This is a genomic window from Mycobacterium sp. (assembly GCF_965277065.1).
GTDB lineage: Bacteria > Actinomycetota > Actinomycetes > Mycobacteriales > Mycobacteriaceae > Mycobacterium.
Map to the genome: position 1 here is coordinate 14,141 of NZ_CBDIBT010000005.1, position 20,711 is coordinate 34,851.

General features: G+C 66.6%; 19 protein-coding genes and 1 pseudogene. 12 read left to right on the forward strand and 8 right to left on the reverse strand.

The window, feature by feature from the left end:
• The first annotated feature begins 17 nt into the window (after positions 1-17).
• Complete coding sequence (locus ACQY5A_RS00485) at positions 18-377, forward strand: iron-sulfur cluster assembly accessory protein (protein ID WP_428338399.1); 360 nt, start codon at positions 18-20, stop codon at positions 375-377.
• A 4-nt stretch (positions 378-381) separates the two neighbouring features.
• Here the strand turns inward: ACQY5A_RS00485 and ACQY5A_RS00490 are convergent, their stop codons facing one another.
• Positions 382-1,029 carry a hypothetical protein gene (locus ACQY5A_RS00490; RefSeq protein ID WP_428338400.1) on the reverse strand — a complete coding sequence of 216 codons (648 nt, stop codon included), beginning with the start codon at positions 1,027-1,029 and terminating at the stop codon, positions 382-384.
• Between the two features lie 141 nt (positions 1,030-1,170).
• Here ACQY5A_RS00490 and ACQY5A_RS00495 point away from each other — a divergent pair, with 141 nt between their 5' ends.
• Positions 1,171-2,148: a carbohydrate kinase family protein gene (locus tag ACQY5A_RS00495; protein WP_428338401.1), complete on the forward strand. Its 978-nt coding sequence runs from the start codon at positions 1,171-1,173 to the stop codon at positions 2,146-2,148.
• 100 nt (positions 2,149-2,248) lie between these two features.
• Here ACQY5A_RS00495 and asnB read toward each other — a convergent pair whose 3' ends face one another.
• Complete coding sequence (gene asnB, locus ACQY5A_RS00500) at positions 2,249-4,198, reverse strand: asparagine synthase (glutamine-hydrolyzing) (protein WP_428338402.1); 1,950 nt, start codon at positions 4,196-4,198, stop codon at positions 2,249-2,251.
• A gap of 196 nt (positions 4,199-4,394) precedes the next feature.
• Here asnB and ctaC point away from each other — a divergent pair, with 196 nt between their 5' ends.
• From ctaC to ACQY5A_RS00520, 4 genes are all read left to right on the forward strand, one after another.
• On the forward strand, positions 4,395-5,471 hold the full coding sequence (ctaC, locus tag ACQY5A_RS00505) for an aa3-type cytochrome oxidase subunit II (protein WP_428338403.1): 1,077 nt from the start codon (positions 4,395-4,397) through the stop codon (positions 5,469-5,471).
• Positions 5,472-5,497: 26 nt separating this feature from the next.
• Positions 5,498-5,917, forward strand: coding sequence for a cytochrome c oxidase subunit 4 (locus tag ACQY5A_RS00510; RefSeq protein ID WP_428338404.1), 420 nt, complete (start codon positions 5,498-5,500; stop codon positions 5,915-5,917).
• 185 nt (positions 5,918-6,102) lie between these two features.
• A complete protein-coding gene (locus ACQY5A_RS00515; RefSeq protein ID WP_428338405.1) occupies positions 6,103-7,008 on the forward strand; it encodes an MmpS family transport accessory protein in 906 nt (301 codons plus the stop codon).
• On the forward strand, positions 7,008-7,622 hold the full coding sequence (locus ACQY5A_RS00520; protein ID WP_428338406.1) for a DUF2561 family protein: 615 nt from the start codon (positions 7,008-7,010) through the stop codon (positions 7,620-7,622). The genes ACQY5A_RS00515 and ACQY5A_RS00520 overlap by 1 nt, the downstream gene beginning before the upstream one ends.
• 85 nt (positions 7,623-7,707) lie before the next feature.
• On the opposite strand, the gene qcrB is transcribed toward ACQY5A_RS00520, so the two are convergent.
• From qcrB to ctaE, 4 genes are read right to left on the reverse strand one after another with little or no spacing between them, the layout of a single operon-like run.
• The gene (gene qcrB, locus ACQY5A_RS00525) at positions 7,708-9,408 is read right to left on the reverse strand and encodes a cytochrome bc1 complex cytochrome b subunit (protein ID WP_428338407.1); all 1,701 of its coding nucleotides are present in this window, start codon (positions 9,406-9,408) and stop codon (positions 7,708-7,710) included.
• Positions 9,405-10,574 carry a cytochrome bc1 complex Rieske iron-sulfur subunit gene (qcrA, locus tag ACQY5A_RS00530; protein ID WP_428338409.1) on the reverse strand — a complete coding sequence of 390 codons (1,170 nt, stop codon included), beginning with the start codon at positions 10,572-10,574 and terminating at the stop codon, positions 9,405-9,407. The genes qcrB and qcrA overlap by 4 nt, the downstream gene beginning before the upstream one ends.
• Positions 10,571-11,404, reverse strand: coding sequence for a cytochrome bc1 complex diheme cytochrome c subunit (gene qcrC, locus ACQY5A_RS00535; RefSeq protein ID WP_428338410.1), 834 nt, complete (start codon positions 11,402-11,404; stop codon positions 10,571-10,573). Before qcrC ends, qcrA begins: the two co-directional genes overlap by 4 nt.
• A 29-nt stretch (positions 11,405-11,433) precedes the next feature.
• Entirely contained in the window at positions 11,434-12,045 is a 612-nt protein-coding gene (ctaE, locus tag ACQY5A_RS00540) for an aa3-type cytochrome oxidase subunit III (RefSeq protein ID WP_428338411.1), read from the reverse strand.
• Between the two features lie 137 nt (positions 12,046-12,182).
• Between ctaE and trpD the strand changes: the two genes are divergently transcribed.
• On the forward strand, positions 12,183-13,265 hold the full coding sequence (trpD, locus tag ACQY5A_RS00545; RefSeq protein ID WP_428338418.1) for an anthranilate phosphoribosyltransferase: 1,083 nt from the start codon (positions 12,183-12,185) through the stop codon (positions 13,263-13,265).
• On the opposite strand, the gene ACQY5A_RS00550 is transcribed toward trpD, so the two are convergent.
• Positions 13,231-15,051, reverse strand: coding sequence for a DEDD exonuclease domain-containing protein (locus tag ACQY5A_RS00550; protein ID WP_428338412.1), 1,821 nt, complete (start codon positions 15,049-15,051; stop codon positions 13,231-13,233). The genes trpD and ACQY5A_RS00550 overlap by 35 nt on opposite strands.
• Before the next feature lie 134 nt (positions 15,052-15,185).
• On the opposite strand from ACQY5A_RS00550, the gene ACQY5A_RS00555 reads away from it, so the two are divergent.
• The 4 genes from ACQY5A_RS00555 (at position 15,186) to ACQY5A_RS00570 (ending at position 18,694) form a co-directional block, all read left to right on the forward strand.
• Entirely contained in the window at positions 15,186-15,437 is a 252-nt protein-coding gene (locus ACQY5A_RS00555) for a hypothetical protein (RefSeq protein ID WP_428338413.1), read from the forward strand.
• Positions 15,438-15,595: 158 nt separating this feature from the next.
• The gene (gene ripC, locus ACQY5A_RS00560; protein WP_428338414.1) at positions 15,596-16,681 is read left to right on the forward strand and encodes a peptidoglycan hydrolase RipC; all 1,086 of its coding nucleotides are present in this window, start codon (positions 15,596-15,598) and stop codon (positions 16,679-16,681) included.
• Positions 16,682-16,697: 16 nt separating this feature from the next.
• On the forward strand, positions 16,698-17,528 hold the full coding sequence (locus ACQY5A_RS00565) for a hypothetical protein (protein ID WP_428338419.1): 831 nt from the start codon (positions 16,698-16,700) through the stop codon (positions 17,526-17,528).
• A gap of 29 nt (positions 17,529-17,557) precedes the next feature.
• Complete coding sequence (locus ACQY5A_RS00570) at positions 17,558-18,694, forward strand: glycosyltransferase family 4 protein (protein WP_428338415.1); 1,137 nt, start codon at positions 17,558-17,560, stop codon at positions 18,692-18,694.
• Here the strand turns inward: ACQY5A_RS00570 and ACQY5A_RS00575 are convergent.
• Complete coding sequence (locus ACQY5A_RS00575) at positions 18,691-20,493, reverse strand: AMP-dependent synthetase/ligase (RefSeq protein ID WP_428338416.1); 1,803 nt, start codon at positions 20,491-20,493, stop codon at positions 18,691-18,693. The two genes, ACQY5A_RS00570 and ACQY5A_RS00575, sit on opposite strands and share 4 nt — an antisense overlap.
• A gap of 102 nt (positions 20,494-20,595) precedes the next feature.
• Here ACQY5A_RS00575 and ACQY5A_RS00580 point away from each other — a divergent pair.
• Positions 20,596-20,711 (forward strand): annotated as a pseudogene (locus tag ACQY5A_RS00580) (polyketide cyclase / dehydrase and lipid transport); the annotation flags it as partial.

Sequence of the window (20,711 nt, forward strand, 5' to 3'; positions counted from 1 at the left end):
ACCTACAGGGAGAAGCAATGACTGTTCAGGACGAGTCAGCCACCGCCACCACCCACGGCGCGATCTTGACCGATGCCGCAGCAGCCAAGGCCAAGTCGCTGCTGGACCAGGAGGGCCGCGACGATCTGTCGCTGCGGATCGCGGTCCAGCCCGGGGGATGTGCCGGATTGCGTTACAACCTGTTCTTCGACGACCGCGCGCTCGACGGCGACCTCACCGCCGACTTCGGCGGCGTGAAGCTGACCGTCGACCGGATGAGCGCGCCGTACATCCAGGGCGCCTCCATCGACTTCGTCGACACCATCGAGAAGCAGGGCTTCACCATCGACAACCCGAACGCGACCGGGTCCTGCGCCTGCGGCGACTCGTTCAACTGACGCTTCAGTACATCGCGGCGCTGTGTAGCACGTAGGAGCACACCAGAATCTGGTTGTGCTGGCTCAATAGCTGCGCGACACCCTGCTCTTCACTTCGCGCGCTGCTGCCGGTAGCGGGCTGAACCCGCATGCTGAACAACACCTGGGCCTGGTAGTCCGACCAGTAGACGATCTTGTCGATCGACGTCACCCGCGCCTCGGAGAATTGCTTGCGGAACGCGTCGCTGCTGAGTTTTGCCACCACCTGATCAGATCGGCGGTCGCGCACGGCACCGTAGATGCCGCACAGCGCATTGCGGGCGATGGCTTCGGTGTTGCGCTGCTCCAACGCGTCCAGATAGCTCTGGATCGCCACTGTGGCCGTCGCATCGGAAAACGCTCCCGGGGCGGTCGCCGGCGCGCGGTGCGAGGCGTGCAAGATTCCCACGGCCACCGCGGCGATCACCAGCAGCGCCACCGCGATGCCGGCGATCAGCCCTCGACGCCGGCGTTGCGGGTAGGGCAGCGGCGGTGGCAACGGCCCCGGATAGACCGCGCCTGGCGGTGACGGCGGGAACCCCTGCGGAGCCGGAAGAGGCTGACTGGGATGGGTATCGGTGAACGGCGGTCCGTCGGAGCCCAAATGGTGGTCCGACGAGTACGGACCGGGCATAGACGGGTCTCCTCGGATAGCAAGGCAGCGTGGCCGTGTTCGTCTTCGGAGGCCAGCGGCCGTTGGGCCGCGCTGCAGAGGCCACCATAGCCACAGGTAGGCTGAGCTAGCCGAATTTTGGACGTGAAGGGGTGGAATTTCGTGACGATCGCGGTAACCGGTTCTATTGCCACTGACAATTTGATGCGGTTCCCGGGTCGGTTCTCCGAACACCTGTTGGCCGAGCACCTGGAGAAGGTGTCGCTGAGCTTCCTGGTCGACGACCTGGTGATCCATCGCGGCGGCGTCGCCGGAAACATCGCTTTCGCGATCGGCGTGCTCGGTGGCGACGTGGCTCTGGTCGGGGCCGCCGGTGACGACTTCGTCGGCGACTACGGCAAGTGGCTACAGTCGCATGGCGTCAACACCGACCATGTGCTGATCTCGAAATCCGCTCACACTGCGCGTTTCGTCTGCACCACCGACGAAGACCTGGCCCAGATCGCCTCGTTCTACCCGGGTGCGATGTCCGAGGCTCGCAACATCAAGCTCGCCGACCTGGTGTCCTCGCTCGGCAAGCCGGACCTGGTGATCATCGGGGCCAACGATCCCGAAGCGATGGTCGTGCACACCGAAGAGGCCCGCAAGCTCGGCCTGCCCTTCGCCGCCGACCCGTCGCAGCAGCTGCCTCGGCTGTCCGGCGAAGAGATAGACAAGCTCGTCGACGGCGCAGAGTACCTGTTCAGCAACGACTACGAGTGGGAACTGATCCAGTCGAAGACCGGCTGGACCGAAGCCGACGTGCAGCACAAGGTCGGCCTGCGGGTCACCACGCTCGGAGCGAAGGGCGTCGACATCGTCGATCGTGACGGCACGACCGTCCACGTCGGCGTGGTGCCCGAAACCAGCCAGACCGACCCGACCGGCGTCGGCGACGCTTTCCGGGCCGGATTCCTCACCGGACGCAGCGGTGGCTTGAGCCTGGAGCGCTCCGCGCAGCTGGGCTCGCTGGTCGCGGTGCTGGTGCTGGAGTCGACCGGAACCCAGGAGTGGACGTGGGACGCCGCCGCCGCCAAGGCCCGCCTGGCCGACGCCTACGGTGACGAGGCCGCGGCTGACATCGCCACTGTCCTGGCCTAGAGCTCGAAGCCGTTCGGCGGCACGTAAACGGCTGCGACGACACGCCGACGTCTGTCGCAGCGAGTTGAGTCTCGGGCGAACGTGACCTCAGCGGCGCTGCCTAGAGCTCGACCGGATATTGCGGCTCGCTGATCTGCGGCACTACCCGTTGTTCGACGAAGATCGCGTGCCACAGCATGAAGATCAGCACCGTCCACAATCTGCGGCTGTGATCGGCTGTGCCGCAACGGTGTTCGTCGAGCATACGCCGAACGGCCGCGCGGTCGATGAGGTAGTCGGTCGCCGAGGCGTCGATCGTCTCGTGCGCCCATTCCAGCAACGGGCCGGCCCGCAGCCAATGCCGGATCGGCACCGGGAAGCCGAGTTTCGGACGGTTCAGCACATGCGGCGGGACGATTGACTCCAGCGCGCGACGCAGCGCGTATTTAGTGGTGGTCCGGGTGATCTTGGCATCCACCGGCAACCGGGACGCGACCGCGAACACTTCGGTATCGAGGAACGGGACCCGCAGTTCCAGTGAGTTGGCCATGGTCATCTTGTCGGCCTTGACCAGGATGTCGCCGCGCAACCAGGTGAACAGGTCGATGTGCTGCATCCGGGCGACCGGATCCCAGTCGGCGGAATCGGCGTAGACCGGCGCCGTGATGTCGATGTGCGTCCATTCCGGACGGAACGCGGCCAGCACATCTTGCAACTGCGCGTCGGAGAAGCTTCGGGCATTGCCGTAATAGCGCTCTTCGAGCGTCAGCGATCCGCGGTGCAGCAGGCTCTTGCCGCGCATACCCTCTGGAAGCGGCTTGGACACCTTACCCATCGAGCGGCGTAGCGGTCGGGGAAGATAGTCAAAGGGCTTCAGCGACAACGGTTCCCGGTAGATGGTGTAGCCGCCGAACAGCTCGTCGGCGCCCTCGCCGGACAGCACCACCTTGACGTGCTTGCGCGCCTCGCGGGCCACGAAGAACAGCGGAACCAGCGCCGGGTCTGCCACCGGTTCGTCGAGATACCAGACGATTTCGGGTAGCGCCTCGACGAACTCATCCGGCGCGACCACCTTGGCGATGTGGCGGGCTCCGATGGCTTCGGCCGATGCCACCGCGACGTCGACCTCGGAAAACCCCTCGCGCTCGAAGCCGGTGGTGAAGGTGATCAGCCGCGGGTTGTGCCGGATAGCCAGCGCCGCGATCGCCGTCGAGTCGATACCCCCGGACAGAAACGCGCCCACCGTGACGTCTGCCCGCATGTGCTTGGCCACCGAATCCTCCAAGACAGCGGTGATCTCGTCGTAGCGGGCCTGTTCGGTGCCGCGCGACATCGGCACCGACTGGAAACGCGGCACGAAATAGCGGGTGGTCTGCACGCGCTGACCGGGGCGGATACGGGCGTAGCAGCCCGATTCCAACCGCCGCACGCCGCGGTGCAGCGTCTCGGGTTCGGGCACATACTGCAGCACCGTGTAGTGCTGGACCGCGCGTTCGTCGATCGCGGTGTCGAATCCCACCAGATCAGCCAATTCCAGCAGGCATTTCTTCTCGCTGGCCACCGCGGTGCCGCCGGTTCCGGTCGCCATGAACAGCGGTTTGATGCCGAAAGGGTCTCGGGCGCAGAATAATTCGCCGGTCGTGGAGTCCCACAACGCGAAGGCGAACATGCCCCGCAGCCGTGACAATGCCTCTGCGCCCCAGTAGTGGTAGGCGGCGACGATGGCCTCGCCGTCGCCGTCGGTGGCGAACGCCGCGCCGTGTCGTTCGGCGAGTTCGGCGCGCAACTCCAGGTAGTTGTAGATCTCGCCGTTGAACACCAACTCGTAGCGGTCGGGGGTATCTGGCGGGCCCCAGCGCAACGGCTGATGCGAATGCGCGATGTCGATGATGGACAACCGGTTGAAGCCGAACACGACATCCCCGGCGGGGTCGGCCCAGGTTCCCGGCTCGTCGGGGCCGCGGTGCCGCATCAGGTGCGATGCCTGCGCGATGGCCGCGGCCGCAGCGTGCGCGCCATCGGTCGGCTCGGCGCCGGCCGGGGCAGCCACGAAGGCCAGCAGTCCACACATCGCCGATAAGTATGCCGCAACGCGGCGCTGCTCTTGATGCCGCAAAGCGGTGCCGCTAAAGCGGTGGGCCTGCACACGGCTTCGCTGCGTGCGTGGTCTACGCTGCGTAGTATTCGACGTGCGAGTCAGCCGACAGTCCCTTGAGCGGGGGATGCGCGAGGTCGGCCCAGCTTGTGATTCTCAGGGAGGCGCGACCGTGACATCTCGCGGACCAGGCTGTTCGCCGAACTTGTTGAAGAGCCGTTCCTCAGGTTTCCGTCGGCTTCGACGGCCCGCCTTGGCCGGCATGCTCGGCTTGCTGGCGGTGAGCATGAGTGGCTGCAGTTGGTCACACGCCCTGGCGTTGGGCTGGCCGAACGGCGTCACCGAGGAAGGCGCCTGGAACCGGCAACTGTGGATCGGATCGGTGATCGCCGCCTTGGTGGTCGGCAGCATCGTCTTCGCGCTGATATTTTGGGCGACAGTTTTCCACCGCAAAAAGGCCACTGACACCGACTTGCCTCGCCAGTTCGGCTACAACATGCCACTCGAGCTGGTGCTCACCGTGACGCCGTTCCTCATCATCTCGGTGCTGTTCTACTTCACCGTCGTGGTGCAGGAGAAGATGCTGCACCTCGAGGCCGGCCCCGAGGTCGTCGTCGACGTCACCTCCTTCCAGTGGAACTGGAAATTCGGCTACCAGAAGGTCCAATTCAAAGACGGCACCCTCTCCTACGACGGCGCCGACGCGGCGAAGAAAGCCGCGATGGTCTCCAAGCCTGAGGGCAAAGACTCCCGCGGCGAGGAGCGGGTCGGACCCGTCCGCGGGCTCAACACCGAGGACCGCACCTACCTCAACTTCGACAAGGTCGAGACGGTCGGCACCAGCACCGAGATTCCGGTGCTGGTCCTGCCCGCCGGCAAACGAATCGAGTTCACGCTGGCATCCGCCGACGTGATCCACGGCTTCTGGGTGCCGGAGTTCCTGTTCAAGCGCGACGTGATGCCCGACCCGGCGGCCAACCACTCCGTCAACGTCTTCCAGGTGGCCAAGATCGACCGGACCGGTGCGTTCGTGGGCCGCTGCACGGAGTTGTGTGGCACTTATCACTCGATGATGAACTTCGAGGTCCGAGTGGTTCAGCCCAACGACTTCAAGGCCTACCTGCAGCAGCGGATCGCAGGAAAGACCAACGCCCAGGCGTTGCAGGCCATCGCGCAGTCTCCGGTCGCGGTCACCACCCACCCGTTCGACACCCGCCGCGGCGAGCAGGCGCCGCAGGCGAGTAAGTAAGGGCCTAGGTAAGGGAGAGAAGGCCAATGCACATCGAAGCCAGGCTGTTCGAGTTCATCGCGGCGTTCTTCATCTTCTGCACGATCCTGTACGGGGTGCTGACCAGCCAGTTCGCCACCGGCGGAATCGAGTGGGCCGGCACCACTGCGCTGGCCCTGACCAGCGGACTGGCGGTCATTATCGCCACGTTCTTCCGCTTCGTCGCTCGCCGGCTCGACACCCGTCCTGAGGACTACGAGGGCGCTGAGATCAGCGACGGGGCAGGCGAATTGGGTTTCTTCAGCCCGCACAGCTGGTGGCCGATCCTGATCGCGCTGTCCGGCTCGGTGGCGGCGGTCGGCATCGCCCTGTGGCTGCCCTGGTTGATCGCGGCCGGGGTCGTCTTCATCCTGAGTTCGGCGGCCGGATTGATCTTCGAGTACTACGTGGGCCCGGAGAAGCACTAACCGTCGTCGGTGAAGGTCACAATCCGGACGTCAGTTCATCGGTGACCGGGTCGCCCAGAATGTCGTGTGAGATTCGGTTGGGTAGGGTTTTCGCCAGCCACATTGAGGAACATCGGGGCGCGCGCCCAACCAGCCAACCGCGGCGCTACATGCGCCGATGATGTAGTCGAACAGGACAAACGATCATGAGCGGGCCGAATCCACCAGGACCAGAGTCCGAAGAACTGGAATCCGGCGTCGAGGTCAGCCAGGGCGACGGTGAATTTGACGGCGGCGACAGTGATTTCGGAGCGGACGCAGCAGAATCTGGCGCGGAAAATGCGACCGGCCAGACCGACGTTTACTCGCGCGCTTACTCAGCCCCCGAGTCCGAACACATCAGCAGCGGACCGTACGTACCCGCCAACCTTGATCTCTACGACTACGACAGTTACGACGAGCCTCCACCTCACGACGAGGAGGAGAAGACTGCGCGCTGGCCGTGGATCGTCGGTGTCGCCGCGATCGTCGCGGCGATAGCCCTGGTCGTCTCGGTGTCGCTGCTGTTCGCGCGCACCGACACCACGAAGCTGGCCACGCCCAACACTGCCCCGTCGACGACGTCGACACCGCCGATGCAGGACGAGATCATCGTCACGACAACGACGCACCCGCCGCCTCCGCCGTCGTCCAGCGAGCCCCCGCCACCTCCGCCGCCGCCGCCGCCCAGCGAGGCATCGCCGCCTCCGCCGGCACCTTCCCCCGCGCCGCCACCGGCGCCCGCGCCTGCCCCGGCTCCCGCGCCGCCGCCTGCGCCGGCCCCGCCGCCTGCTCCAGCCGGCCCCAAGCAGTACACCTACTCGGTGACCGGCACCAAGGCGCCGTTCGACCAGATCACCATCACCTACACCGACGCATCGGGGATGCGCCGGACGTTGTCCAACGTGTACATCCCGTGGACGATTACGCTCACGCCGATTTCGGCGTCGGACGTCGGCTCGATCGAGGCGTCCAGCCTGCTGCGGCTGAGCAAGCTCAACTGCAAGGTAACTGCGAGCGACGGAACGGTGTTGTCAGCCAACGAGAACAACCAACCTCAGGTCAACTGCTGATGATCGACAGGTATTCGCAAGCCTGGGGTGGGCGCGGCAAGATCACACCTGTCACGACCGACCGGATCCTGGTCGGGTCGTGCGCTGCCATCTGGCTAGCGCTGGTGGGGATGAGCGTTGCGGCGCTCGTCGCGCTGATGGACTTGGGCCGGGGATTTCACGCTGCCAAAGGCAACCCGCACACCTCTTCGGTGCTCTACGCGATCATCATCATCTCAGCGCTGATCATCCTGGCGGCCATCCCGATGCTGCTGCGTGCCCGCCGGATCACCCGGGACGCCCCGGCGGCCCGCTCGGCGGGTTCACCGGGCCGGACGGTGAGTGCACGGTTGATCAGGGCCGGGGTGCCGCAAGGCGCCACCGAGCGCATCACCACCCAGCGCCCGGCGCTGGCGGAGGCGGAGGTGGATCGTTTCTGGCTGCGCGGTACTGCCGCTCTGATGGGTGCCATGGGCGGGGCGTTCCTTGCCGTCGCGACGGCGACGTACGCGATGGCCATCGGTCACGATGGCTTCTCGTTGACCGGCTACGCGATCGCCGGCGCCATCACGCTGGTCATGCCGCTGGTGCCGTGGCATCAAGTGCGCCAACTGCGCGGCCGACTCGCCGCCTGAATTTGCTAAGCAATCCGCAGGACGCCCGAGACGGCCCTGGACGGACCGAACGGCTTTGTCGCCACGCTGTTGTCGGGTCGGCGTTTTAGTGGTGGCCGTTCGACGAGCCGTTACCGCTGCTGCCGTTGCCGTTGCTGCCGCCCTGGTGCTCCCGCAGAGCGGTGAGCGCGCGTGACTCGGAGGCGTGGTGAGCTTCGGTGAGAGCGTCGGCCTCAGACGGCGGGTCGGCGTAGAGGAAGCTGCCGGAACCGGGGGAGCCACCGGAGCCGAGCTTGTTCATCTTCACCGGCACCGGGGCGCCCTGGTACTCCAGCGGCAGCGGGTGGCCGTGCTGGTCGACTCGCCCCAGCGGCTGGTGCAGCTCGATGTAGGCGCCGTGCGGCAGGCGTTTGATGATGCCGGTCTCGACACCGTGCTCGAGGACGGCCCGGTCGCTCCGCTGCAATGCGACACACCACCTGTAGGCGATGAAGTAGACGATCGGCGGCACCACGATCATGCCGATGCGCCCCATCCAGGTCGTCGCGTTCAGCGAGATGTGGAACTTGTACGCGATGATGTCGTTGATCGACGAGTACGTCAGCACAATGTAGAAGGCGATCGCCATAGCGCCGATCGACGTCCGTACCGGTACATCACGCGGACGCTGCAACAGGTTGTGATGGGCGCGGTCGCCGCTGAACCGCTTTTCCAGGAATGGATAGACGATCAACAGGGCAAAGATCCCCAGCATCAGAGTCCCGACCGCGACCGTGGCTGGAATGGTGTGGTGGAAGAAATAGAACTCCCACGCCGGCCACAGTCGGGCCAGGCCGTCGGGCCACATCATGTAGAAGTCTGGCTGTGAACCCGCCGAGACCTGAGACGGCTTGTAGGGACCCAAGTTCCAGATCGGGTTGATCTGCAGCAGGCCGCCCATCAGGCCGAGGATGCCGGTGGTGAATGCGAAGAACGCGCCGGATTTGACGGCGAACACCGGCATCACGCGTACGCCGACGACATTGGTCTCGGTGCGGCCGGGGCCGGGGAACTGCGTGTGCTTCTGGAACCAGACGAAGGCGAGGTGTGCGCCGATCAACGCCAGGATGATCCCCGGCAGCAGCAAGATGTGCAGGCCGTACATCCGCGGAACGATGTAGCCCGCCGCCGTGCAGTCGTTTCCGGCACCGCCGCAGGGGAAGTCGCCACCGAACAGCGCCCAGTGCAGCCAGGTACCGACCACCGGCATGCCCAGGGTGATCGACGAGAGTGCGGCGCGCAGGCCGATGCCGGACAGCAAGTCGTCAGGCAGCGAGTAGCCGAAGTAACCCTCGAACATCGACAGGATCAGCAGCAGCGAACCGATCACCCAGTTGGCCTCGCGAGGCCGGCGGAAAGCGCCGGTGAAGAAGATGCGGGCCAGGTGGACCATGATCGACGCCGCGAAGAGCAGGGCGGCCCAGTGGTGGACCTGGCGGACGAACAGGCCGCCGCGCACCTCGAAGCTGATGTCGAGTGCCGACGCGAACGCCTTCGACATCTCCACGCCACGCAGGGGCTGGTAGACGCCGTTGTAGGTCACGTCCGTCATGGAGGGGTCGAAGAACAGCGTCAGGTAAACGCCCGTGAGCAGCAGCACGATGAAGCTGTACATTGCGATCTCGCCGAGCAGGAACGACCAGTGCGTCGGGAAGACCTTATTCAGCTGTCGGCGCGTTGCGGCGGACAGGTGGTAACGCGAGTCGACGGCGTTGCCCTGACCGGCCAACACGTCGCCGACGCTGGGGGGACTCAATTTTGGACTCATGTTGTGCGCTCCCAAAATGCCGGTCCAACAGGTTCGATGAAGTCGCCGTTGGCAACTAAGTATCCTTCGCCATCAATTGTTATCGGCAGTTGAGCCAATGCGCGCGCTGCCGGGCCGAAAATCGGCTTGGCGTAATGCAGGGCATCGAACTGCGACTGGTGACACGGGCAGAGGATGCGGTAGTCCTGCTGCTCATACAGTGACGAGGGGCAACCCAGGTGCGAGCATACCTTCGTGTAAGCGAACAGCTCACCGAAGTTGAAGCTCTCCTGGCCCTTACGCTTGACCACCTTGGACAGGTCGGCAGCCTTGATGCGGATCAACATCACCGGGTTGCGGACCGCGGACAAGATCAGGGTCAACTTCTCGTGCGACTCGACCGTGGTGCCGTCACCGTCGGACTCGCGCCACGGGAACACGGTCTCCATGCCGCCGGCGTCGAGGTCTTCGGGACGCATCTTGATGAACGGCGCGCCTCTGCCCTCGCCGGTGGCCCGAGCCAGGAAGATCGTCTCGCCGTGATAGCGCGGCGTCCAACCCGAGGTCCACAGCACGGCTTTCTTGCCGTCGGCGGTCTCCACGACCGGCTTCCACGGGTTCTTGATCAGGCCGCCGGCAAACGCGACCAAGGTACCGAGCCCGAACGCGCCGAGTCCGGCGCCCAGCGACAGGCCGATCAGTTTCCGCCGCCGAATGGTCGAGCCGTCCAACGCATCGGTCAGGTTGGCCGTCACCGTCTTGCGGTCGATCTCGTCCGACCCAGCCTCGCCGTAATGGCGATCCTGGATCGAAATCTCTTCGGGGATGAACTTTTTCTGGTAGAGCACCGCCCCGACGGCAATGCACAGCACCGACCCGCCGAACGTCAGGCCGTACAGCGGGGTGGCCAGCGAGTACGCCAGGTTTCCGCCCGCCCCTTCCGGCTGGTACTCCCACGGCCAGAACAAGAACACCAGCAGCAGAGCCAACCCGAGCAAACCGCCCAGCAGAAGCCACGCCGCCACCGAACGCTCGGCGCGCTTCTCAGCCTTAGTGCCCTCGACCGGCCAGCGCGGTTCCTTGAAAACGGTCGTCACGCCATCGAGGCGGCCGCCGAGCTCGACGAGCTCCTCACGAGACATCGCGTTCAGTTCGGCCTCAGAGGGCAGTCCACTGTCATTCGTCATGATCGTGCCCCAATCCACAGCGCCCCGGCGATGATGGCGACCATCCCGACGATCCACGCCGCCATGCCCTCGGGTGCCGGCCCGAAGCCGCCCAGGCCGTTGCCGCCCTGACTGCGCACTGTCGTCGCGTTTTTCACATACGCAATGATGTCCTTCTTCGCGTCGAACGAGAGCTGACGGTCGGAGAACCTCGGCATGTTCTGCGGCCCGGTGCGCATAGCCGCGAGAATCTGCTGCTCGTTGGCCGGCTCCAGATCGGGGGCATATTTGCCGGAGGACAGCGCGCCGCCCTTACCGGTGAAATTGTGGCACGACGCGCAGTTGAGCCGGAACAGGTCGCCACCGCGGCCCAGGTCGTCGCCACGCAGCGAGGTCATCGCGATGCTGCCGTCGGCGTTGCGCTCGACGGTCGGTCCGCCGCCGTTGGCCTGCACGTAGGCGCCGATCGCGTCCACCTGTGCCTCGTCGAAGATCGGGTCCTTACGCTGGGCCTGAGCCTCGCCGCGGATAGCGGGCATCCGGCCGGAGCCGACCTGGAAGTAGACCGCGGCCTCGCCCACACCGATCAGGCTGGGCCCGCGGTCCGGGACGCCCTGCAGGTTGGCGCCGTGACAGGTGATGCACGCAGTGTCGAAAAGCTGCTTGCCCGTACGTAATAGCGCCGAAGACGACTCGTCGGCGACGGCGACCTGCGGGCTGGGGGTCAAGACGGCGGCAAGTCCGCCGGCGACCACGAGGGCCAACACCAGCAGCAGTCCGGCCGAGAACCGGCGGCGCAGGCGGCGGCGCGCCCGGTCGCTCAGTGAACGGTTCAAACCCAGTTTCTTCAACCGAGTACTCCTGTTCTTTGCCCTGCTGGTCATCGGATGAAATAAATCGTGGCGAACAGCGCGATCCAGACGATGTCGACGAAGTGCCAGTAGTAGGAGACGACGATCGACGCGGTGGCCTGCGCCGGGGTGAACTTGCTCATCGTGGTGCGAGCCAACAGGAAAATGAAGGCGATCAGACCGCCGATGACATGCAACCCGTGGAAACCGGTGGCCAGGTAGAACACGCTGCCGTACGCGCTGCTCGGGATGGTGGTCCCGTGGCTGACCAGGTGGTTGTATTCGTAGGCCTGCCCGAGCACGAAGAACAGCCCCATCCCGAAGGTGAGCAGGTACCAGCGACGTAGCCCGAAGACGTCGCCGCGCTCGGCCGCGAATACACCCATCTGACAGGTGAACGACGACGCGATCAGCACCAGCGTCACCGGAACCGCCTGGTACAGGTTCAACTCGGTCGGCGGGGGCGGCCAGTTACCGGCCGCCTGCGCCCGCGCCGTGAAGTAGAACGCGAACAACCCAGCAAAGAACATCAATTCGCTGGAAAGCCACACTATGGTGCCGACACTGACCATGTTGGGGCGGTTGAGCGAATGTACGCGCGCCGTGATTGCTGTACCCGAGGTCCCTACCGCACTCGTCACATCCGCAAGTATGACGCTTTGTAGTTGTCGGCTTCTACCCGGGGCGGCAATTTGGCGCACGGAATTCACATGAGCTTGTCGACGGCGACCGGTTGGGCCGCGTCCCCGACGATCGTGGGACGATTTATTGCGTGGCGATGTCATCCTCCGGGCCTGTTGAGCGGCCCGCGGAGCGGGCGCTGTCGTGGCCGCGAGTCCTGGAGCTTTTGACGTCGGGCCAGGACCTGCCGCGCGGGCACGCCGGCTGGGCGATGGAGGAGATCATGACGGGCGCGGCGACGCAGGCGCAGCTCGCTGCCTTCGCCGTGGCGATGAAGATGAAGGCACCGACCTCAGCAGAAGTGGCCGAGTTGGCCGACGTGATGCTCAAGCACGGCCGCCGACTACCCACCGAGACTATCGGGAACGACACCGTCGACGTGGTCGGGACCGGTGGCGACGGCGTCAACACGGTCAACCTGTCCACGATGGCGGCGATCGTCGTGGCCGCCAGCGGAGTGCCGGTGGTCAAGCACGGCAATCGGGCCTCGTCGTCGCTGGCCGGGGGGGCCGACACGTTGGAAGCGCTCGGCGTGCGTATCGACCTGAGCCCCGACGACGTCGCGCGCTGCGTCGCGCAAGTCGGAATCGGATTCTGCTTCGCGCCGCAGTTCCACCCGTCGTATCGGCACGCCGCTGTGGTTCGGCGGGAGATCGGCGTGCCGACTGTCTTCAATTTGCTTGGGCCACTTACTAATCCAGGACAGCCGCGAGCCGGGCTGATCGGCTGCGCGTTCGCGGATCTGGCCGAGGTGATGGCGGGGGTCTTCGCCGCTCGCCAGTCCAGCGTGTTGGTCGTGCACGGCGACGACGGCCTCGACGAGCTGACGACCACCACGACGAGCACCATTTGGCGGGTGCAGGCCGGAACCGTGGACAAACTGACCTTCGACCCGGCCGGCTTCGGGTTCGCACGCGCCGACCTCGACGAGCTGGTCGGTGGCGACGCGGCGGCCAATGCCGAGGAGGCCCGGTCGGTGCTGGCCGGTGTCAAAGGCCCGGTACGCGACGCCGTCGTCCTCAACGCCGCGGGCGCAATCGTGGCTCACGCCGGGCTATCCAGCCGCGCCGAGTGGTTGCCGGCGTGGGAAGACGGGCTGGGCCGCGCCACCGAGGCGATCGACAGCGGTGCGGCCGAACAGCTGCTCACGCGTTGGGTGCGGTTCGGTCAGCAGCTCTGAATCGCGGGTGCTGACGGCCTGTTCGGCCGCCACCCGCGCCGAGCGTGCCGCCGCAGCCCATTCGGCCCACGGGCCCGCCGACCGCAGCGGCGAGCACCATCCCCGCTCGCCGCTGGTCCTGACGATGCGTACCCCCGGGGCCACCAGCCAGCGCGCGATCAGCGCCGTCTCCTCGACCAGCGCGCCACCTAGCGGCGCGGGCTGCGGCAGGATCACCTGCGCCCCGGCCTCGATGGCCTCGACAACGGGCATCGGCGGAATCGCCGCGCCGGGCGGTGCCGGCCGCCGCGAGCTGACCGTGCCGAACCACGGCAAGATGCCAGCCGCCCGCACCGTCCGGGGCGGCGGCCACCAGTTCGGGCAACGCGGCCAGAGCCCGTAGCCGCTGTCCGCGCCACAGCACCTCCACGGCGTCGACGGTGTGATCGCGCAGCCGGGCCGCGCTCTCGTAGCGCTGACGCCCGGCAAGCTCGGCTATCCGCCCGGCGGCCGCCGCCAACGCCGAGTTCTCCAGACCATCGATCAGCGCGACGGCGACCTCGGCCACCGGGCGGTACTGCTCGGCGGTGACGTCACGCGCGGCGGGACACGGCGACACCTCGTGCAGGGGGCAGGCAGGCCCGTGGAGCGCCGAACGCGCCAGCCGCTTGGTGCAGGTGCGCACACCGGTGAAGCGGGCCAGCAGGTCCGCTGTGTCGACGGCGTCGGCGCGCGACCGGAACGGGCCCACTGCCCGGTCATGGCGTGGGGTGCGCACAGGCGAGAATCGCGGGAACCCCTCGTCGCTCAGCACCAGCCACCACCAGCGCTGCGGAAACTTCGAGCGGCGGTTGTACGGCGGGGCGTGGGCGCTCAGCATCCGCAACTCGCGGACGCCGGCCTCGAGAGCGTGCGCGCATTCGACGTGCTCGACCCGGGTGGCCAGCGCCACCATCTCCTTCATCCGGGTGCGCTGATCTGAGCCGTTGAAATACTGAATTACCCTGCGCCGCAAGTTAATTGCCGTGCCGACGTATAGCACTTCGTTGGCGGGTCCGTGGAACAGGTAAATCCCGGGCCGACGCGGCAGGCCCTCGGCAAAAACCCGTTTGCGGCGCTGCGCCGGCGGCACGTTCGGCAGATAGGATCGCAGCTCGGCGTAGCTGTGCACGCCCTGGTTACCGACCCGGTCGATCAGCGCGTGCAGCACTTCGACGGTGGCCCGGGCGTCGTCGAGCGCGCGGTGGGTCGGCCGGCTGGCGACCGAGAACAGCTGGGCCAGTGCGGCCAGTCGCACGCTGGGCGCCTCTTCCCGGCTGAGCACGCGGCGAGCCAACTGGACGGTGCACAGCGTCTGCGGCCGGACCCATCGGATGCCGCACTGATCGGCGGCGGCCCGCAGAAACCCCATGTCGAACCGGGCGTTGTGGGCGACCAGCACCGCGCCGCGGGCGAATTCGAGAAACATCGGCAGCACCCCGGCAATGGTCGGTGCATCGCACACCATGGCCGTAGTGATCCCGGTCAGCTGCACGATCTGCGGCGGAATGCTGCGTTGCGGGTCGACCAGGGTGGCGAACTCGCCCAGCACCACGCCGCCGCGGACCTTCACCGCACCGATTTCGGTGATCGCGTCAGCGGTCTTGCCGTCTCGGCCGTTCATCCGGCCGCCGGTGGTCTCCAGGTCGACAACGACGAAAGTCGTTTCGCGCAGCGATCTTTCGGCGGCCTCGTCCAGATCGGGGAGGCTCAACTGCTCCGCACCGGGCGCGTCCATGGCGGCGACGTTAGCCAGTCCCACCGACATGCCGCGGACTCTGCCGCGGCGCGTCGGCACCGGACGACGACGCCTCCGGGTGGCCGCGAGCGTTGAAAACTTGTCGGTGCCCGCCGTTAGCGTCACGGAAAAGGTCGATCAACACGACGGAAAGGGCAGCCACGATGGCGCTCAGCAGTGAGCCTGGACGGGCGGCGTCACCTCCGCCCGAATCGACAGAACCGGTGGTCATCGACTGTGATGACTGCGCAGTGCGCGGTCTCGGATGTCGAGATTGCGTCGTCAGCGTGATACTCGGGGTACCGGAAACTTTGCTGGAAGACGAGCGAGTTGCGCTCGAGGTACTTGCCGACGCGGGGATGGCTCCGCGATTGCGCTTAGTGCCCATCCATCGGCAGCAACCGGGTGTAGCCTAACGGCGATAGCCTCAAATCTTGCTGTTTTCTTAATAACTCAGAGTTGGACAACGTCGAACCCGTTTCGTAACCTATCTGAGACCTAAGGCAGATTCGGCTGTCCAGCCGACTGGTTTTAAGGATGCAAAGTTTTGCGAAAATGGCTCAAAAGCGAACGCGTGTCTTTGCGCATCGCTCAGCGCTTGGCCCTCGGAGCGCTAGCCGGATTCGTTGTCCTCTCCGGAATCACCTCTGGCAATGTGCTGGCCGACCCGGCCAACGATGCGATGGCAAAGCTCAATGAGCTCTCGCGGCAGGCCGAGCAGACCACCGAAGCGATGCACAGCGCGCAGCTTGATCTGAACAACAAGCTGGCCGCGCAGCAGGCCGCCGAGAAGAAGCACACCGACGACTCCGCCGCGGTGGACGCCGCGAAGTCGCGGTTGGCAACGTTCCAGACCGGCGTCGATAAGTTTGCCGCCGCGATGTACATGGGCGGCCGCACCGACGGCATGAACGCGATCATGACCGCCGAGTCGCCGCAACAGCTGATCGGCAAGCTCGCGGTGTCGCGGGTGATCTCCACCGCCATGCTCGCGCAGATGGCCACGTACCGCGCCACCCGCGAAGAGACCGCCAAGGCCGAGGTCGAGTCCGCGAAGTCGGCCGCTGACGCCAAGACCGCGGCCGAGCAGGCCGCCTCCGTGCGGGCAAGCCTTCAGTCCAAGCAGAGCCGGCTGCAGCTGCAGATCGGCATAGTCAAGTCCCAGTACCTCGCTTTGAGCCCGCATGACCGCACGGCCTTGGCCGCGCCCGGACCGCCTCCGCCACCGGCCGCGATGCCCCCCGCTCCCGATGCTGCACCGCCCGGCGGTGGGCAGCCCGGTGATCCCGGACCGGGCGCCGGACCCGGCACCGCCCAAGGCGCCGTCGCTGTTCAGGCCGCACTGACCCGGGTCGGCGACCCCTACTCGTGGGGTGGCGCCTCGCCGGGCGGATTCGACTGCTCGGGCCTGGTGATGTGGGCGTTCCAGCAGGCTGGCATCGCGTTGCCGCACTCGAGCCAGGCGCTGGCACACGGCGGCCAGCCGGTCTCGCTGTCCGACCTGCAGCCCGGTGACGTGTTGACCTTCTACTCCGACGCCTCGCACGCGGGCCTCTATATCGGCGACGGCATGATGATTCACTCGTCCACCTACGGTGTGCCGGTGCGAGTGGTGCCGATGAATTCCTCCGGCCCGATCTACGACGCCCGCCGCTACTAACGCCGGGCGGCGGCTGCTGCTGGCCTGCCTGCTCCTCGCCGAGGTGGTCTTCGGCGGCTACCTTCTTATCCGGCCCGCCGACCCCTCGCCGGCGCCGCAACCCCGGCCCCCGTCGCGCAGCGCACAACGTCTCGAGATCGGCGACCGCACGCTGCGGACCACCAACCTCGGCGGCCCGCGCGAGCAAGCCCTGCTGACCCGCGTCGCCGCCGACATCGGCCCGGCCATCGATGCCGTCGAGACCTTCTGGGGTACCGACTGGCCCCACGACATCGACGTCGTCGCCACCGGTTCGCAGCAGCAGTTCGAGGCGAAGGCCGGCGGCGGGTCCCCGGGGCAATGGGCCGACATCGCGGCGATCGCCGTCGCCGACCGAGTCGATCCGGCTCATCGGGCGGCGCTCGGCCAGCGGATCGTTTTCGCGCCCGGCGCGGCGGGCATGAGTGCGCCTGCACTGCGAATCGTGTTGACCCACGAGCTATTTCACTATGCGGCGCGCGAGGATACCGCACTGGATGCACCTCGATGGCTCACCGAAGGCGTGGCCGACTACGTCGCGCGGCCGCACGGCCCGCTGCCGCAGGTCGAGCCTCCGACAGCCTTACCGTCCGACGCCGACCTGGCCGGACCGGGGCCCCAGCGGTCGCAGGCCTACGACCGGGCGTGGTTGTTCGCGCTCTTCATCGCCGACACCCGCGGTGCACCGACGCTACGCGCGCTCTACCAGGCCGCATGCGGCGACCGGCATCCTGATCTGCCCACCGCCGTTCACGAAGTGCTGGGCGTCGACGAGGCGGAAATAGTAGACGATTGGCAGCAGTGGCTGAGCCGTCAGCCCACGCGCTGAGCGTTGCGGCGTCAGGCTAGCCTTCCTAGGTGTCCCGGGTCCTGCTGGTAACCAACGACTTTCCGCCTCGGCGCGGCGGCATCCAGTCGTATCTGGCCGATTTGGTGACCCGGTTGGCCGCCACCGGAGAGCACACGCTGACGGTGTACGCGCCGCAGTGGAAGGACGCCGACGCCTTCGACGCCCGGACAGCCGGATATCAGGTCGTGCGGCATCCCGGAACGCTGATGCTGCCCGTACCGACGGTGGACGCCCGGATGCGACGGCTGATCCGCGAGCATGGCATCGAGACCGTCTGGTTCGGGGCGGCCGCGCCATTGGGCCTGCTGGCCGCGCGCGCCCGCGACGCCGGCGCGAAGCGAGTGCTGGCAAGCACGCACGGTCACGAGGTGGGGTGGTCGATGCTGCCGGGCGCCCGATCGGTGCTGCGCCGCATCGGCGACGACAGCGATGTCGTCACCTATGTCAGCCGCTACACGCGGGGGCGTTTCGCGTCGGCGTTCGGACCGAAAGCCGCGCTGGAGCATCTGCCGCCCGGCGTCGACATCGAGCGATTCCGCCCGGATCCGGCCAGCCGCACCGAGATGCGCGCGCGATACGGAATTGGGCAGCGACCCACGGTGGTGTGCCTGTCCCGTTTGGTGCCACGCAAGGGCCAGGACATGTTGATCCGGGCGCTGCCCTCGATCAGGCAACGGGTGGACGGCGCCGCGCTGGTCATCGCCGGCGGCGGCCCCTATCTGGACACCCTGCGCGGGCTGGCCGCGCAGTTCGGCGTCACCGAGCACGTCACCTTCACCGGCGGAGTGCCGTCCGCGGATCTGCCCGCCTATCACGCGATGGCCGATGTGTTCGCCATGCCGTGTCGCACCCGCGGCGCCGGCCTGGACGTCGAGGGACTGGGCATCGTGTTCCTGGAAGCATCGGCCACCGGGGTTCCGGTGATCGCCGGATCCTCCGGAGGCGCATCAGAAACGGTGCGGCACAACAAGACTGGGATGGTCGTCGACGGCCGTTCGGTGCCACAGATCGCCGACGCCGTCGGCGAGTTGCTGGCCGACCCGGACCGCGCCGCCGCGATGGGCGCCGCCGGCCGGGAGTGGATCACCGCGCAGTGGCGGTGGGATGACCTGGCCGGGCGACTGTCCGACCTGATCCGCGGTTAGCCCTTGTCGTAGATCGCCTCGATGTCGCCACCGAACTTCTCGGCGACCACCTTGCGTTTCACCTTCATGGTCGGGGTCAGCTCCCCGGTGTCCTCGGTGAAGTCGACGGGCAGAATGCGGAACTTGCGGATCGACTCCGCGTGCGACACAGACAGATTCGCCTGCTTGACCGCCGCGTCGACCTCGGCGAGCAGGTCGGGGTCGTCGGCCAGATCTGCCACCGACGCCCCGGCTGGCTTGCCGTTGCGCTGTTTCCAGCCTTCAATGGCCTCGGGGTCGATGGTGATCAGCGCGCCGATGAATGGCTTCGCGTCCCCGACCACCATGGCCTGGCTGATCAGCGGATGGGACCGCAACTGGTCTTCCAAAACGGCTGGGGCGACGTTCTTTCCGCCCGCGGTGACGATGATTTCCTTTTTGCGGCCGGTGATCGTCAAGAACCCGGCTTCGTCGACAGCGCCCAGGTCGCCGGTCTTGAACCAACCGTCCTCGAAGGACTCGCTGGTGGCCTGGTCGTTGTGCCAGTAGCCCTGAAACACCACGCCTCCGCGCAGCAGCAACTCGCCATCTTCGGCGATGCGGATGCTGTTGCCCGGCACCAGCTTTCCGACTGTGCCGATCTTCAGCGCGTTCACCTGGTTGACGGTGATCGCCGCGCTCGTCTCGGTCAGCCCGTAGCCTTCGTAGACCGTCAGGCCGACGCCGCGGTAGAAGTGACCCAGCCGGGCGCCCAGCGGAGCGCCGCCGGACACCGACGCATGGCAGTCACCGCCGAGCGCGGCGCGCAGCTTGTGGTAGACCAGCTTGTCGAACAGCGCATGCTTGGCCCGTAGCAGCAGACCCGGACCGCCGCCGTCGGACGCCTCGCTCCAGTCGACCGCGGTCTGCGCGGCGATCTCGAAGATGCGGCCTGTGCCGTCGCTGGCAGCGTTCTGCGCGGCGGTGTTGTAGACCTTCTCGAACACCCGCGGCACCGATACCACGACCGTCGGCTTGAATACTCCGAACATCGGCACGAGATTCTTGATGTCACTGGTGAATCCGACGACGACCTTGTTGTGGAACGCGCACAACGTCAGTGCGCGAGCCAGCACATGGGCCAACGGCAAGAAGATCAGCAGCCGCTCGCCCTTCTTCAGCACCGTCGGCAGCACCTCCTTGGTGCCGCGGGTCTCATAGACCAAGTTCGCATGGGTCAGCTGGCAGCCCTTCGGGCGACCGGTGGTGCCCGAGGTATAGATCAACGTCGCGGGGTCGGTGCTGCGCAGCGCATCGACGCGAGCGGTGAGCTCGGCCGGGTCGACCGCCGCGCCGGCCTGCTCGAGTTGGTCGAGTGCCTTGGGGCCCGAGCCGTCGATGTGCAGCACCCGGCGCAGTTCGGGCAGCTCACCAGCCAGCTCGGAGATGATCGTCGCGTGGGCGTCGGTCTCGGCGAACGCGAGCACGGCCGCGGAGTCGCTGAGCACCCACCGCACCTGCTCGGCCGACGACGTCTCGTAGATCGGGACGGTGACCGCACCGGTCGCGAGGATGGCCTGGTCCAGAATCGCCCATTCGTAGCGGGTGGCGGAGAAGATAATCACCCGGTCGCCGGGGCGCACCCCTTCTGCGATCAAACCCAATGCGATCGAGCGAATTTGGGCCGCTGCCTGCGCACACGTCACGTCGGTCCAGGTTCCGTCGACCAGGCGCTGGTAGATGACTGCGTCGGGATCGTTGCGCTCGTGCTCGAACACAGTGGACACGATGTTGTCGTGCTCGCCGACCGTGAATTCGGCCGGAACAGTCAATTCGCGCACTCTTTACCGACCTCGCTTCAGTGATTCTGGGCGACCGAGAAAGTCAGCCTATCGGTCGACGGGACGGCCCGGCCGGGCTAGGTGTATGTGAAGCTTGTGGCCGTGCACAGCGTTCAAATTGCCGACGTGACGTATGTGGCCGCCGACCCGGCGCGCATCGGTGCCGCGGTGGGTGATCCGTCCAACTGGCGGAGATGGTGGCCCGATCTGCGGCTGGA

Coding starts and splice junctions, on each gene's coding strand:
- qcrA (WP_428338409.1), bottom strand. CDS start 10,574: ATGACGAATGACAGTGGACTGCCCTCTGAGGCCGAACTGAACGCGATG.
- ACQY5A_RS00490 (WP_428338400.1), bottom strand. CDS start 1,029: ATGCCCGGTCCGTACTCGTCGGACCACCATTTGGGCTCCGACGGACCG.
- qcrB (WP_428338407.1), bottom strand. CDS start 9,408: ATGAGTCCAAAATTGAGTCCCCCCAGCGTCGGCGACGTGTTGGCCGGT.
- ACQY5A_RS00555 (WP_428338413.1), top strand. CDS start 15,186: ATGGCGCTCAGCAGTGAGCCTGGACGGGCGGCGTCACCTCCGCCCGAA.
- ACQY5A_RS00485 (WP_428338399.1), top strand. CDS start 18: ATGACTGTTCAGGACGAGTCAGCCACCGCCACCACCCACGGCGCGATC.
- ACQY5A_RS00510 (WP_428338404.1), top strand. CDS start 5,498: ATGCACATCGAAGCCAGGCTGTTCGAGTTCATCGCGGCGTTCTTCATC.
- ACQY5A_RS00550 (WP_428338412.1), bottom strand. CDS start 15,051: ATGTCGGTGGGACTGGCTAACGTCGCCGCCATGGACGCGCCCGGTGCG.
- ACQY5A_RS00515 (WP_428338405.1), top strand. CDS start 6,103: ATGAGCGGGCCGAATCCACCAGGACCAGAGTCCGAAGAACTGGAATCC.
- asnB (WP_428338402.1), bottom strand. CDS start 4,198: ATGTGTGGACTGCTGGCCTTCGTGGCTGCCCCGGCCGGCGCCGAGCCG.
- trpD (WP_428338418.1), top strand. CDS start 12,183: ATGTCATCCTCCGGGCCTGTTGAGCGGCCCGCGGAGCGGGCGCTGTCG.
- ACQY5A_RS00520 (WP_428338406.1), top strand. CDS start 7,008: ATGATCGACAGGTATTCGCAAGCCTGGGGTGGGCGCGGCAAGATCACA.